11 protein-coding genes are annotated in these 13,955 nt (G+C 56.2%); 5 read left to right on the top strand and 6 right to left on the bottom strand.

Features of this window, described 5'->3' with window-relative positions:
* The first annotated feature begins 159 nt into the window (after positions 1–159).
* From D7X94_RS19545 to D7X94_RS12865, 5 genes are all read left to right on the top strand, one after another.
* Positions 160–291 (top strand): hypothetical protein, encoded by a 132-nt coding sequence (locus tag D7X94_RS19545; RefSeq protein WP_279221789.1) that lies wholly within the window; start codon positions 160–162, stop codon positions 289–291.
* A gap of 228 nt (positions 292–519) precedes the next feature.
* The gene (locus D7X94_RS12880) at positions 520–1,173 is read left to right on the top strand and encodes a CPBP family intramembrane glutamic endopeptidase (RefSeq protein ID WP_120428088.1); all 654 of its coding nucleotides are present in this window, start codon (positions 520–522) and stop codon (positions 1,171–1,173) included.
* A 617-nt stretch (positions 1,174–1,790) separates the two neighbouring features.
* Entirely contained in the window at positions 1,791–3,266 is a 1,476-nt protein-coding gene (hemZ, locus tag D7X94_RS12875) for a coproporphyrinogen dehydrogenase HemZ (protein ID WP_120428087.1), read from the top strand.
* Positions 3,238–4,191, top strand: a complete 954-nt coding sequence (locus D7X94_RS12870) for a uridine kinase family protein (protein ID WP_120428086.1) — start codon at positions 3,238–3,240, stop codon at positions 4,189–4,191. Before hemZ ends, D7X94_RS12870 begins: the two co-directional genes overlap by 29 nt.
* 127 nt (positions 4,192–4,318) lie before the next feature.
* Positions 4,319–4,744, top strand: coding sequence for a zinc ribbon domain-containing protein (locus tag D7X94_RS12865; RefSeq protein WP_199715115.1), 426 nt, complete (start codon positions 4,319–4,321; stop codon positions 4,742–4,744).
* A gap of 178 nt (positions 4,745–4,922) precedes the next feature.
* On the opposite strand, the gene glgA is transcribed toward D7X94_RS12865, so the two are convergent.
* From glgA to D7X94_RS12835, 6 genes are all read right to left on the bottom strand, one after another.
* Positions 4,923–6,350 (bottom strand): glycogen synthase GlgA, encoded by a 1,428-nt coding sequence (glgA, locus tag D7X94_RS12860; protein WP_120428085.1) that lies wholly within the window; start codon positions 6,348–6,350, stop codon positions 4,923–4,925.
* 39 nt (positions 6,351–6,389) lie between these two features.
* Positions 6,390–7,505 (bottom strand): glucose-1-phosphate adenylyltransferase subunit GlgD, encoded by a 1,116-nt coding sequence (gene glgD / locus D7X94_RS12855; RefSeq protein WP_243111312.1) that lies wholly within the window; start codon positions 7,503–7,505, stop codon positions 6,390–6,392.
* A gap of 212 nt (positions 7,506–7,717) precedes the next feature.
* Positions 7,718–8,932 carry a glucose-1-phosphate adenylyltransferase gene (locus D7X94_RS12850; protein WP_120428084.1) on the bottom strand — a complete coding sequence of 405 codons (1,215 nt, stop codon included), beginning with the start codon at positions 8,930–8,932 and terminating at the stop codon, positions 7,718–7,720.
* A 286-nt stretch (positions 8,933–9,218) separates the two neighbouring features.
* Positions 9,219–11,336 (bottom strand): 1,4-alpha-glucan branching protein GlgB, encoded by a 2,118-nt coding sequence (glgB, locus tag D7X94_RS12845; protein ID WP_330558217.1) that lies wholly within the window; start codon positions 11,334–11,336, stop codon positions 9,219–9,221.
* 217 nt (positions 11,337–11,553) lie between these two features.
* A complete protein-coding gene (locus D7X94_RS12840; protein ID WP_120428083.1) occupies positions 11,554–12,495 on the bottom strand; it encodes a sugar phosphate nucleotidyltransferase in 942 nt (313 codons plus the stop codon).
* Positions 12,496–12,677: 182 nt separating this feature from the next.
* Complete coding sequence (locus D7X94_RS12835; RefSeq protein WP_158591019.1) at positions 12,678–13,955, bottom strand: LCP family protein; 1,278 nt, start codon at positions 13,953–13,955, stop codon at positions 12,678–12,680.

The following is a 13,955-nucleotide window of genomic DNA, read 5'->3' as shown; positions in this document are numbered from 1 at the left end:
TGTATTGATGGGCAAAATAGCGCGGTCAAGGGGCATTAGGCCCCTTGTGGGGAGGGCCTTGCCGAATATGCACCCGGAGGCCTTCTATCGCTTGCAAATTCACATTCCTTGTTTAGAAGTAATACTATTGATTTTATTTTTCGAAGGAGAAACATGCTGATGAAAACACCTATTGATTTAGAAAAAATGAAAGATCAACCATGCAACTCGTTTGAAAAGGCTTTTGTGTTTTTTATGGATAGGCTGGAAGATTATTATAATAAGCAAGGTGAATGGAAAAGAACGAATTAAGAAGGAGTTGTCCGGTTGGGATGTGAAAGCCAAGAAACAAATTATCAATATTTTGATTGCAAGATTGAGCACGACGCTTCAAGGGTTCGACCCAGCAGATTTACTTGATTTGATATAGTGTTAATTAGACATCATACACTGTTCTGTAAGGGAGGAAGTTACAAGAGTATTTTCAAGGGGAACATAAAAGCAAATTGGGAGAAAAATTTTACGCCAGGGGGTGGTCCTGTGGATTCGGTCAATGTGAAGCCCGGCGGTGTGTTTTTGTGGGCAGGGGGCTATTTCGGCATCCTGCTGCTCTGCGCCTTTCTGGACGTGGCAGTATGGCGGAAGCTCTTTCCCGGCCAGGCGCATATTCTCAGTTTGGCGACGGAAACCGTTAGCTTTCTGGGTTTTGTCCTTTTGCTGGGCCGGAGCGGGTTTCCCCTCCGGCCGTTGGAGGGATTCAGCCTTTGGGGCGCGGCGCTGGCCCTGTTCTGCGCAGGATTCTTCTTTCTGGCGCTGGACAAAGGCCTGGACCCTTTGCTGGACCGGCTGTTCCCCCAGAGCAGCCAGGGCTATGAGGAGAGCCTCTCCGGCCTGCGGGCCCATCCTGTGACAGGGATGCTTCGGGTATGCCTTCTGGCCCCGGCCATGGAGGAGCTTCTCACCCGGGGGATTCTCCTGGGTGGGCTGCGGGAGGCATGGGGCTGGCCTCTGGCGCTGGCGGTATCCGCCGGGGTGTTTGCCCTGCTGCACTTCAATCTGGTGCAAACCCTCTCCGCCCTGGTGTGCGGGCTGGTCCTGGGCCTGCTCTATCTCTGCACCGGGTCGCTGTTGTGCTGCTTCCTGGCCCACGCGGCGTATAATCTGATCTCCATGTTTTTTTGTATGGGCGCGTAGCACATGACGCCAAGCATGGCGAAAGGATAGAGCTGGGTTTCGCGGTAGTGTCAAAAAAATAAACACTCGCGCAGCTCGGTTTATCTTTCCGTTTTGCTTCGCAAAACTCTGCTGGGCTGAGTGCGCATACACACAGAGCTGGCTTTCTCCGGAACTAGGAAACTTTTTTCTCAGTTGCAAAAGAGATCCATCTCGCCGTGCGAGATGAACTCTCCGTTTCCTCTTGCCGATGTTTTGCAAAGCAACAGTTAATCGAGTGAAACGAGGATTAACTGTTATTCACCACTTCAAAAAATGCGCTTCTCTGGTGTTAAGGTCAAGGGCAAGACCGTGGAGCTCAAGAGTTCGCATAGCGAACTCTCCCACACCACGCCAGGGGCCTAGACGCCTGAGACTTGGCTATGCCAAGTCTTGGACCGCGTAATGCGTTGTGGCTATGCGAAAACTGTAAAACCTTCACGACGAATGAAATGAGGAGTGGGTAAAAGTTTTTGATCAAACTTTTTGAAAAAAGTTTGTGGGGTGTGGGGGCGACAATCGCCGGTGGCGATTTCCCGTCGCCGACCGAGGCGGCAGCCGAGACAACCCCATGACCTTAAGAGAAAGGGGTGTTTCTCATGCTTCTCACGCTGACCGGTCACAGCTTCCGCTTTGAGTGCGAAAACCTGTGCCGGGTGTTCTTCCCCTATAGCCCCGTGCGGGTGCCCGAGGAGCCCGAAGAGCCCGCGCCAGGCGAGTCCTGGGCCGAGACGCGGGTGGTTCAGGAGCCCTCCGGCGGCTGGTGCTATACGGTCCGGGCCAGCGACGGGCGGGATGTGGCGGAGCGTCAAACGACCTCCCCCGAGCTGGCCGAGTATCCTCTAACCCGCCTGTTATACGAGGTTCTCTCTGGACTGACCGGAATTTCCCCTGCCTGGGGAATGCTCACCGGCGTGCACCCGGTGAAGCTCCTGCGGCAGCATGTGGAGCGGTTGGGGTTTGAGTCCGGGGCAGAGGACTACCAATCCAAATGGCTGGTAAGCCCCGCCCGCGTGGACCTGGCGAAGCGGGTGCTCTCTGCCCAAAAAGAGGCGGTGGACTGCCTGTCTCCCCAGAGCTTCAGCCTCTATGTGGGGATCCCCTTCTGTCCCACCCGCTGCGCCTATTGCTCCTTCATCTCCCAGGACATGCAGAACGCCAAAAAGCTGGTGGAGCCCTATCTCCGGCTGCTCCACCAGGAGCTGGAGCGCACCGCCCAGATCGCGGAGGAACTGGACCTGGAGCTGGTTTCCGTCTATGTGGGCGGCGGCACGCCCACCACTCTTTCCCCTGAACAGCTGGAGGCCTTGTGCGGGAAGATCACCTCCCTCTTCTCCTTCGGCCGTTGCCGGGAGTTCACTGTGGAGGCGGGCAGGCCGGACTCCATTACCCCGGAAAAACTCCTGGCGCTGAAGGACGCGGGGGTCACCCGGATCAGCATCAACCCCCAGACCATGTCCGACCGGGTGCTGGAAAACATCGGCCGCCGCCACACCGCCCGGGACGTGGAGGAGGCCTTCGCCCTGGCCCAGAGCCTGGGCTTTGAGGACATCAACGCGGATCTGATCGTGGGCCTGCCGGGAGACGATTTTCCGGGCTTCCAGGAGACCTTGGACCGGGTGCTGGGCCTGGGGCCCTCCAGCGTTACGGTTCACTCCCTAGCCCTGAAGCGCAGTGCCGCTATGGTCACCGAAGAGGCTGACCTCAGCCTGCACAAGCGCCCCCGGGAAACCGCCGCCATGGTGGACCACTCCATCCGCCGCCTGACCGGGGCGGGCTTCGAGCCCTATTATCTCTACCGCCAGACCCGCATGGCCGGAAACCTGGAGAATACCGGCTGGGCAAAACCCGGGTGCGTCTGCCGCTATAATATCTACACCATGGACGAGAGCGGCTCTGTTATCGCCTGCGGCGCGGGCGGGACCAGCAAACTCAAGGATCCCTATTCCAGCAATCTGAAACGGGTGTTCAACTTTAAATTTCCCTTTGAATACATCTCCCGCCATCAAGAAATTTTGGAGAGAAAGGACCAGGTGAAAGAAATCTATGAGCAATTTTGCCAGCGGCTACATTAAGTACATCAACCATCTGGAACAGATCAACGACGCGGCCATCAGCCATCCCGCCCGGATGATCCAGGAGGTGGAGGGCTCATACCGGGAGCATCTGCGGAACATCGCCCGGAACATCACAGAACGCCCTTCGCCGGTACGGATCGTCATGCTCTCCGGCCCCAGCAGCAGCGGCAAAACCACCACCGCCCACCTGCTGCGGGACTATCTGGGAGACTTTGGCGTGCGGGCGGTGATTATCTCCCTGGATGACTTCTATCTGGGCCGAGACCGGGCCCCCCGCCTGCCTGACGGCAGCTTCGACTACGAGACCGTGGCCGCCCTGGACGGGGACCGGATCCGCCAAACCCTCCAGAGCGTGGTGGGCTCCGGGGAGTTCACTGTGCCCCAGTACAGCTTCACCCTGGGCCGCCCGGACGGCCCGGACAGGGAATACAAGCTCTCCCAGGAGGACATCGCCATTGTGGAGGGCATCCACGGCCTGAACCCGGTGTTCACCAGGGACCTGCCCGAGGACGCCTGCATGACCCTCTATGTGAGCGTGAAGCAGCAGATCAAGGACGTGAACGGGGAGGTGATCTCTCCCTGGGACCTTCGGCTGGTGCGGCGAATCGTCCGGGACATCCAGTTCCGCAATTCTCCCGCCGAAAATACCCTGGCCATGTGGCCCCAGGTGGTGGAGGGGGAGAACCGTTACATCCGCCCCTACCGCATCAGCGCCGACTACACGGTGAACTCCATCCATATCTATGAGCCCTGCGTTCTGCGCACAGTGGCCATCCCCTTGCTGCGGGCCATTGCCGCCGACAGCCTGCACTATAAGAAGGCCCGGGACCTGGAGTCCCGGCTGATGCGTTTTGAGCCGGTCAGCCCGGACCTGGTCCCCAAGAATTCTATGCTGCGGGAATTTTTAGGCGGGAAAGACTAAGAACCTGGAATTTAAAGAATTCTTAAACATTTCGAAAGAGAATTCCGCTTTACTTTCCCTTGCGCACTTGCTATAATAAAAACAGCCAGAGGGAAATTCCCTCGAAACATAAAAAGGAGGACTTAACATGGGCATTTTCGACGATGTAGTTGTCAACGCGAAATCCGCTGCGGAAGCTGTAGGCCGCAAAGCCGGCCAGTTGGTAGACGTTTCCAAGCTGCGCATCGGCGCGGCGGAAGTAAACGCGGAAATTACCAAGCGTTACGAGGCTCTTGGCCAGTATGTATACGAGAACTGCCGCAGCTCTCTGGTAGCCGACCCGGAGGCCTTTGGAAAGATCACGGAAATTGACGAGCTGAAGGCCCAGGCCGCCGCCATTGCCAAGGAGCTGAACGACAAGCAGAACAAGCTGGCCTGTCCCTCCTGCGGCAAACAGTGCAGCAACACCGACACTTTCTGTAGCTGTTGCGGCGCAAAACTGGTTGTAGAAGAGGCGGCCGCCGAACCTCAGCCTGAAGCGCCTGAGAACCACGAGGAGCCTCCCCAGGAGTAAGGGGCAGCGTTCTTCGCCCGTGGACGGGCATCATCAGAAAAATCAACACAGCAAAAAGGGAACCGGCTGACTCATTCTGAAATCAGCCGGTTCCCTCTTTCTATTCATTACAGTTAGCACGGTTCAAAAACGGCGGGTTTTTCGCATCCCGTTCAGCTGGCCGCCGGCATGCTTTTTCTCAGTTCTCCATAATCTGCTTATAGAGCTTGATATACTCGCCGGCCGATTTGCCCCAGCTGTTGTCGCACTCCATGGCCCGGTCTACCAGCACGCCCCAGCCCTTTTTATCAGAGTTGTAGGCGTAAATGGCCCGGTGCAGGCTGTGGAGCATATCTCCCGTGTTATAGGTCATAAAGGTGAATCCGTTGCCCTGACCGTCGCCGCTGTCTGTGATGGAATCCTTCAGTCCGCCGGTTTCCCGCACCACCGGAATGGTGCCATACCGCAGGGCGATCATCTGGGACAGGCCGCAGGGCTCGGACTTGCTGGGCATCAGGAAGATATCCGCCCCGGCGTAGATTTTCCGGGACAGCTCGGGCACAAAGCCCAGGCACAGCACAAACCGGCCGGGATACTTCTCCTGCATCCACTTAAAGTAATTTTCATACTCCAAATCGCCGCTTCCCAAAATGACAATCTGAGCGTTGGAATACTCCATCACATTGTCTACCGCCTCTTTCACCAGATCCAGGCCTTTGTGGGACACCAGACGAGTCACCATGCCGACCACCGGCACGTCCGGGTCCACCTCGATGCACAGCCGCTCCTGGAGCTTCTGCTTATTCACAGCTTTGCCGGCCTTGTCCGCCTTGCTATAATTGGCAAAGAGGTCCTTATCTGTCTCCGGGTCATAGTTCACCGTGTCGATGCCGTTCAAAATGCCGGACAGCTTCCAGGAGCGCTCCCGCAGAATGGGGTCCAGCTTGTGAGAGAACCAGGGGTCCAGAATCTCCTGGGCATAGGTGGGGCTCACAGTAGAGACCCAGTTGGCGCACTCGATGGCGCCTTTCATCAGATTCACGTCCTTGTTGAACTCCAAGAGCTGGCTCTCATAGGACGGGATGCCGAACACGTCCTCCAGAATATCCTTGCCATACTGGCCCTGATACTGGATATTGTGGATAGTGAAGAGGGTCTTGATCCCGGAATACCACTCGTTGTTGGCATAGAAGAGCCGGTAATAAACCGGAACCAACGCGCACTGCCAGTCGTTGGCGTGAATCACATCCGGTTTATAGTCGATATAGGGCAGCATCTCCAGAATCGCCCGGGAGAAGAAGGCAAACCGCTCCGCGTCGTCGAAGTGGCCGTACAGGCTGCCCCGCTTAAAGTAATACTGGTTGTCGATGAGGTAATAGGTCACGCTGCCGATCTTCGCCTCGAAAATTCCGCAATACTGTCTCCGCCAAGCCACCGGCACCGAAATGCTGGTGATAAACTTCATCTGATCCCGCAGCTCCTGGGACACGTTGTCATACAGGGGGATGACAACCCGGCACCCCACCATGCGGGCGCGCAGGGCCTGTGGCAAAGATCCGGACACATCCGCCAGGCCGCCGGTGGCGGAAAACGGAAGCGCTTCGCTGGCACAGTACAAAATCTTCATGATAGTTTTCCTTTCTGTATCTGCCTCGAAAAGAGGTTCTTATACCTTGCTGCCCTTGCTCACATAGACCGGATAGCTCTGGTAGCCAGCCATGGTGCGGTTCATCTCAAACTCCACATCCTTGTCCGCCACCACATAGTCCAGCTTTGTTCCCTCGCCGATGACGCAGTCCTGCATAATCACGCAGTTCTTCAGCTTGGCGCCCTTCTTCACCTTGACGCCTCGGAACAGAACGCAGTTTTCCACCTCGCCGTCGATCACGCAACCGTCGGCTACAATAGAATTGCTCACAGAGGAACCCAGGCCGTATTTGGCGGGCATATCGTCCCGCACCTTGGTATAGACAGGACGGTCCTGGGGGAACAGCTGGCCGCGGATCTTGGGGTCCATCAGGGCCATATTGGCGTCGAAATAGTCTTTGAAAGACGTAATCGTATAGGCGGCGCTGGTGCACTCATAGGCGTATACCTTCAGCTCCTTCAGGTTGCGCTGCACCAGATCCCGGTCGAAATCGTACAGGTTGCGGCTCATGCAGTCCTCCACCATGTCTATCAGCTTCTGGCGGCGCATGATGCACTTTCCAAAGCCGTAGTTGCAGTTGGTGTCGCTGCCCCGCTTAATCAGCATGTCCCGCACAAAGCCCTCCGGGTCCACGGTGTACACCACATTTTTGTCCGTGTCGGGAGAAGTGCCGTGGCGGTAGATAATCGTAATGTCCGCGTTCTTCTCTGTATGGAAGCGGAACACGTCCCGATAGTCAATGTTGGAGACGGTGTCGCAGTTGGAAATAAGCACATACTCTTCCTTTGAATTCTTCAAAAACCGGTGGATGGATGCCAGACTAGACACCATGCCGTCGGTACGGGCAGTTTCCGCGCCAAAGGGCGGCAGCAGATACAGCCCCTCTCTCTTGCGGGACAGGTTCCAGGTCTTGCCGGAGCCCAGATGGTCCATCAAAGACTGGTAGTTCTCTTCCGTAATCACGCCCACCTTGTTGACGCCGGAATTCACCAGATTAGAGAGGGCGAAATCCACCAGGCGGTAGCGCCCGCCATAGGGGATAGAGGCCATCACCCGATTTTCCGTCAGTTCTCTTACACGCTCCTCGTGCACATAGGCAAAGAGGATGCCGATTACATCATTGCCGCGCATCATATAGACCAGCTCCCTTTCATTTGGGTTAATTTATTGAACCTGTATTCACAACCTGCACGTACCGTCTGAACGGTCTTTTTCGCCCCATTCGTTGTTAAATTTGTTTGCCATACAGCTAGTATATCTGCACAAATTTGCCTAGAATGGCGCAAAGAATCCTCGCTCATCCGGCAATTTCGCCTATAAATGCAGGTTCTTGGGGTACACCACTTTCAGTTTTTCCCCACATCCTCGGCGTCCAGCATCTCCTTGGGAGCCACGCTGCCGCCCGGGGGAACCTTGCAGCCGGGGCCGACCACCGCCACGCCCCATTCATCCTTGTTTTCCACATTTTCGGGCCGCTGGCCGATCACCGCTCCCGCGCCCACCACGGCGTTTTCCGCCACGATGGCATACTGCACCCGGGCGCCCTCTTCAATGCGGGCGCCGGGCATGATGATGGAGGAATGGACCTCCGCGCTGGGAGCTACGTACACGCCGGCAAAGAGGATGGAGAATTCCAGGTCGCCGTACACGTTGCATCCCTCGGCAATGGTGGAATTCTGCACATGGGCGCCCTTGGCAATATAGTGGGGCGGCATCACGGGATTGCGGGAATAGATGCGCCAGTCGGGATCGCTCAGGTCCAGGGGGACGTTGGGGTCCAGCAGGTCCATATTGGACTCCCACAGGCTGTCGATGGTGCCCACGTCCTTCCAGTAGCCCTCAAAGCGATAGGCGAACATCTTCTCTCCGGAATTCAGCATGGCGGGCAGAACATTTTTGCCAAAGTCATTGGAGCTCTTGGGGTCCTCCTCGTCGGCCAAAAGGAACTTGCGCAGCTTTTCCCAGGTAAACACATAGATGCCCATATTGGCCAGATCGTTCTTGGGCTTCTTGGGCTTCTCGTCGAATTCGTAGATGGAGTCATCGTCATTGGTGTTCAGAATTCCAAACCGGCTGGCCTCGGCCATGGGCACCTGCTGCACGGCAATGGTAACGGCGGCGTCCTTCTCCTTATGGAAAGCGATCATCTTAGAGTAGTCCATTTTATAGATATGGTCGCCGGAAAGCACCAGCACATATTCCGGGTTGTATCTCTCGATAAAGGGAATATTCTGGGTGATGGCGTTGGCGGTGCCCTTATACCAGTCTGTCTTTTTCCGCTTCTCATAGGGAGAGAGCACATGAACGCCCGCGTTCATATTGTCCAGGTCCCAGGGCTGGCCGGAACCGATGTACTCGTTCAGCTCCAGGGGCTGATACTGGGTGAGCACGCCCACCGTCTCAATTCCGGAATTCACGCAGTTGGAAAGGGGAAAGTCAATAATGCGGTACTTTCCTCCGAAGGGCACCGCAGGCTTGGCGATATCCTTTGTCAATACGCCCAAGCGGCTGCCCTGGCCGCCCGCAAGCAGCATGGCTACGACCTCTTGTTTGGGTAACATTGTACGTCCTCCTAATTACTATTTTTAATATATGGCAGAGCTTGCCGGCAAAACCCGAACGCCTCCCATTGCCGGGTAGGACTCTCTTGAGAATTCTTGAAACGTGCCCGCGCCGCGTCCCGGGGGATTCCTTCGGAAGCCGCCTGCCGCTGCGCAAACGCGCCACACGTCCGGTTTTTCGCACAAGCTCTTTGAAAGCTCCCATGAAAACAGCGCTGATTCCGCAAGTTCTTCTTATGGGACGCGTTCAGTCCAGGTGCTTCGCGCACGCCTTACGCGCGCGCCTTCAGGCCTCCGCCTGTGTTGAAGCCGCTTTGGCAGCCTGTGCCGAAGCCGCCTTAGAGGCTCCTGCCGTGGTCTGGGGCTTTTGCTCCTCTTTCTCCTTGGCCTTGGGTTTCACGGCGGGTTTTACGCACTCCAGGAAGAATACCGTGTTGGCCGGCAGAGTGAGTTCTATGCACTGCTCGCAGCCGTGCATGGACTCGTCAATGGTCTGGATGTTCTTTCCATTGGTCACGCCCTCGCCGCCGAATTCCTTGTTGTCAGAGGTGAACACCTCCGCCCATGTGCCCCAATAGGGCACGCCGATCCGATAGTGCTCCCGCTGCACCGGCACGAAATTGCACACGCACACCAGCTCGTGGCCGTCTATGGACTTGCGCCGGAAAGCAATGACGCTCTGGGTATAGTCGTCGTTGGAGATCCACTCAAAGCCGCCCCAGTCAAAGTCAATCTCCCACAGCTCCGGCCGGCTGAGGTAGAAATGGTTCACTGCCTTAAAGAAGTTCTGGGCGTCCTGGTGCTCCTTATATTGCAGCAGGCCCCATTCCAGCTCCTTCTCGAAGTTCCACTCGTTCTTCTGAGCGAACTCGGTTCCCATAAACTGGAGCTTCTTGCCGGGATGGCCCATCATATAGGTGACAAAGCAGCGCATTCCCGCCGCCTTCTGCTCGTCGGTGCCGGGCATCTTATTGATCAGCGAACCCTTGCCGTATACCACCTCATCATGGGAGATGGGCAGGATAAAGTTCTCAGAGAAAGCATAGAAGAAGGAGAAGGTGAGGGAGCTGTGGTTCCCGCTGCGGAACAGGGGATCCATGGACATATACCGAAGCATGTCGTTCATCCAGCCCATATTCCACTTGTAGTTGAAGCCCAGGCCGCCTATAAAGGTAGGCTTGGAAACCATGGGCCACGCGGTGCTTTCCTCGGCGATCATCATCGGGTCCTGTACCTCGGCGAACACAGCCTCGTTCAGGGCCTGAAGGAACGCCACGGCCTCCAGATTCTCCTTGCCGCCGTCCTTGTTGGGGATCCACTCCCCGTCCCGGCGATTATAGTCCAGGTACAGCATGGAGGCCACCGCATCCACCCGCAGGCCGTCCACATGATATTCCTTCAGCCAGAACACCGCGCTGGAGATCAGAAAGCTCATGACCTCCGGCCGGCCATAGTCAAAAACCAGCGTGCCCCACTCCTTATGCTCTCCCTTACGGGGATCCTCATACTCATAGCAAGGGGTGCCGTCAAACTTGGCCAGGCCCGCCGCGTCCCTGGGGAAATGGGCGGGAACCCAGTCCATAATTACGCCGATGCCGGCCTCGTGGCAGCGGTCTACAAAGCGCATAAAGTCTACCGGCTGGCCATAGCGGGAAGTAGGGGCAAAATATCCCATCACCTGATAGCCCCAGGAGCCGTCATAGGGATATTCTGTGAGAGGCATAAACTCAATGTGGGTGAATCCCATATCCTTGACATAAGGGATCAGCTCGTCCCCCAGCTTGTCATAGGAAAACACGCTGCCGTCGGCGTATTTCCGCCAGGAGCCCGCATGTACCTCATATATGTTTACAGGCAGGTTATAATGCTTCTTCTGCTGCTTTTTCTTTTGCCAGGCAGAATCCTTCCACTGATACCCTTCCAGCTCATACCAGCGGGAGGCTGTGCCCGGGCGGGTTTCCGTATGGCGGGCAAAGGGGTCCGCCTTGTAGGTATCCTCTCCTCCGGCGGTCTTTACATAGAACTTGTACATTTCGAAGGGCTGAAATTCAAAATCGGTGTAGCCCTCCCAAACGCTGTCGTCCACCTTTTTCAGGGGATACTTGGCGTTATCCCAATTGCAAAAATTTCCTACCAGGGAAACAGCCCTGGCATGAGGGGCCCAGACTCTTGCCACCATGCATTTTTTACCGTTGCGGGTGGCCTTGTGCACGCCCATATATTCATATACGCGGCGGTTTTTCCCACTGTGGAACAGATAGAGGGGAACCTGCGAAGGATCCAGCTTGGTCTCTGTAACCTCCATTTTTTCGGTGCCGGGCTTTTCTGTGTTCATGGCTGCTATCACTTTCCTTTCCTGGGCGGAAATTGTGCCGTTATTCCAGAACCGCCCGAATAGTTTCAAAATCTATCCTTATTATCATACCATACTTTGGGAAAATTTCAAGTGCTTTTTGGTGATTTCTAGGGAAGATTTAATGAAAAAGCTCTAATCTTTGTAAACTCTAACAAGGTTTGCTCAAATTCTCTGTCTATAGTCACAGAATCCAAAAAAGCGCGCTTTTTTGGGCGGGGGCTGAGACAGTCAAAAAAGCTCCCCACAAAGGGGAGCTTTTAACATTTCATTCCCAAACCGGCGAGGGATACTCTCCCTTTGCGGTCATTTCTGCCAGGGCATCCACCACGGACTGCCGGTCCACCTTATAGGTAACGCCGTACCATCTGTCTCGAGTCTCCAACACATGCACCTGCGCCCGGCCATCCTGCACCATAGCATCCACAGCAAAAGGCAGATAGAACTCTGCTTTCAGCGGATTCTCAGGCAGGGTCTCTTGAAAGAACCGGATGAACTCCACCTCCATCTCCTTCGTAGTCCCAGGGACAAACCCCCAGATAGACATAGAGACTGGCGTATCCGGCGGCAGGATGGTCCAGGTCTTTCCCTCATCCTCGGTATACCCGATCTTCCCCTCTGGCAGCTTGGCGATCTTTGTGCGCTCGGTCACGCTTTGGAGCATGCCATCCTCCACCTGGCACACGCCCCGGGACACTGTGCCGTGGTCGGAAACCGTGTTGCGTACCTGGTAGCCTACCATGGCCAGATCCATCTTTCCGGCGGTCCCGGGTCTGCTGAGAAAATCATAGATTTTCTGGTAGGCCTCCCGGCCATAGAAATCATCGGCGTTGATCACAGCGTAAGGCGCGTCTCCCCAGACCTCCGCCACCTTCCGGGCGCCGGTTAAAGCCGCGTGGCCGGTCCCCCAAGGTTTTTCCCGGCCCTGGGGGACGGCTCTGCCCGCCGGAATATCGTCCACGCGCTGAAAGGCGAACTCCACCTGCATGTGCTTCTCCACAGGAGCGGTGATTTCCCGGCGGAACGCCTCTTCCATCTCCTCCTTGATTACACAAACCGCTCTGCGGAACCCGGCCCGCCAGGCGTCGTAGAGGGAATAGTCGATGATTCTTTCGCCCTTGGGGCCCACAGGCTCAATCTGTTTCAGGCCGCCTCCGCCGTAGCGGCTGCCCAGGCCCGCCGCAATAATCACCAGTACAGGTTCGTTCATGTTTCTGCCTCCTCGTTTGATTTCATATCAGCCCGCAACGCTGTCCCGATTTTTGCACAGGTTTGCCCTTCGGGCAAACCTGGATCCCGCCATCCCTCAAGGGGATGGCGACGGATTTCCCGGTCCATGGCCCCGGGGCCGGACCGGTGAAATTCGGCAAAAATCGGTCCGCCAAGCCCGCCCTATTCTCCGTATATAAACCGGTGCAGATTTTCTACCACCAGCTCCGTGTCGAACCGGATTACCGCCAGGCCATCCTCATTTTCAGCGTCATAGGCCCCTTCCGCCTCGCCTGGCAGGGTAATGCTTTCCATCTGGATGCCTCCCAGGGCAAAAGGCACAAGGCTCGCCATATCCACCAGCCCCAAAGATGTCTCACAATTGGGCATTACCCCATGGGCAATAACAGGATAGCTGAACACCGTGCGGCTTTTCGCCCGGTCTACCAACCCCATCAGGACCTTATGCTGGCGGCCGGTGCGGGCGTCGTCGTTTCCCAGGTAGCGGATGCGGGAATAGGCCACCGCCTGAGCTCCGGTCAGCATCACCTTGCCTCCTGTGTATTCTCCATCTATCATATTATGCGTGCCGTCTGTGGCCGTGAAATAGTCGCTCATCTTAATAGGAGCCTTGGCCCCTTCCCGTTCGGCCTCCTGACTCAGGTTCCAGAGGTTGGCGTTCACCTCCCGCATCTCTTCCCCGGTGAGCTCCATCTCCACCCCGCCAAAGGCGTCCACAATTCCCGCCATATTGAAGAAATTTACGGTGACATAGTCCTCAATATCCAGCTGGAAATTCTGATTCAGGGTTCGCACCGCAAGTTCCGGCCCCCCATAGGCATAGGCGTGGGTTAGCTTATCATAGCCGTAATCCTCAATATAGACCTCGGCGTCCCGCATAAAGGATGCCATTTTCAGGGTGTGGCTTCTGCTGTCAATGGTAAGCACCATCACCGCGTCCGAGCGGCCTATATTCTCCCCGTCCCGAGAATCTACCCCAAACAGGGCGATATTTTTTACCCCCGCCGTCCGTGCTGAAGGGTTTACTGCCAGATCTCCATCTAAGCTGCTCACCTTGAGTCCCATGAACATATAGACAAAGAGTCCGGCTATTACCACCGCCAACAGCAGAAAGACCAGTCCAATTTTCTTCCCAAGTCCCATCCTCCGCCGGGACGGCGCCTTTCGTTCGCGGGCAGGCTTCCGCCTTATATCCTCCCGGTCCGCCCTGCGGCGCTGCTCTGAGGAATAGCTGGAAATGTCCTCAAACTCTCTGGGCAGCTCATAATAATAGTTATCCTGAAGCGCTTCCCGGCGGGGCCTTTTCTCTGCGCTTTCTCGCCCGGACCGTCCCCTCGGTTCTTCCCTGGAAGCATGGGCGGCTTTTCCGCGAGCCGGGGCCCTGTGCCGGGGCGGAGGCTGGCTATGCCTGCCCCCAGACCTGTTTTCTCTTTGTCCCAT

It is taken from the genome of Acutalibacter sp. 1XD8-33 (assembly GCF_003612555.1).
GTDB lineage: Bacteria > Bacillota > Clostridia > Oscillospirales > Acutalibacteraceae > Acutalibacter.
Note: the sequence above shows the minus strand (reverse complement) of the source record. Positions and strands in the feature narration are given on the sequence as shown.

Bases quoted from the DNA above. Each gene is read 5' to 3' on its own strand.
- D7X94_RS12865 (WP_199715115.1), top strand. From the start codon at position 4,319: ATGGGCATTTTCGACGATGTAGTTGTCAACGCGAAATCCGCTGCGGAA.
- D7X94_RS12835 (WP_158591019.1), bottom strand. From the start codon at position 13,955: ATGGGACAAAGAGAAAACAGGTCTGGGGGCAGGCATAGCCAGCCTCCG.
- D7X94_RS12850 (WP_120428084.1), bottom strand. From the start codon at position 8,932: ATGTTACCCAAACAAGAGGTCGTAGCCATGCTGCTTGCGGGCGGCCAG.
- D7X94_RS19545 (WP_279221789.1), top strand. From the start codon at position 160: ATGAAAACACCTATTGATTTAGAAAAAATGAAAGATCAACCATGCAAC.
- hemZ (WP_120428087.1), top strand. From the start codon at position 1,791: ATGCTTCTCACGCTGACCGGTCACAGCTTCCGCTTTGAGTGCGAAAAC.
- glgA (WP_120428085.1), bottom strand. From the start codon at position 6,350: ATGAAGATTTTGTACTGTGCCAGCGAAGCGCTTCCGTTTTCCGCCACC.
- D7X94_RS12870 (WP_120428086.1), top strand. From the start codon at position 3,238: ATGAGCAATTTTGCCAGCGGCTACATTAAGTACATCAACCATCTGGAA.
- glgD (WP_243111312.1), bottom strand. From the start codon at position 7,505: ATGATGCGCGGCAATGATGTAATCGGCATCCTCTTTGCCTATGTGCAC.
- D7X94_RS12840 (WP_120428083.1), bottom strand. From the start codon at position 12,495: ATGAACGAACCTGTACTGGTGATTATTGCGGCGGGCCTGGGCAGCCGC.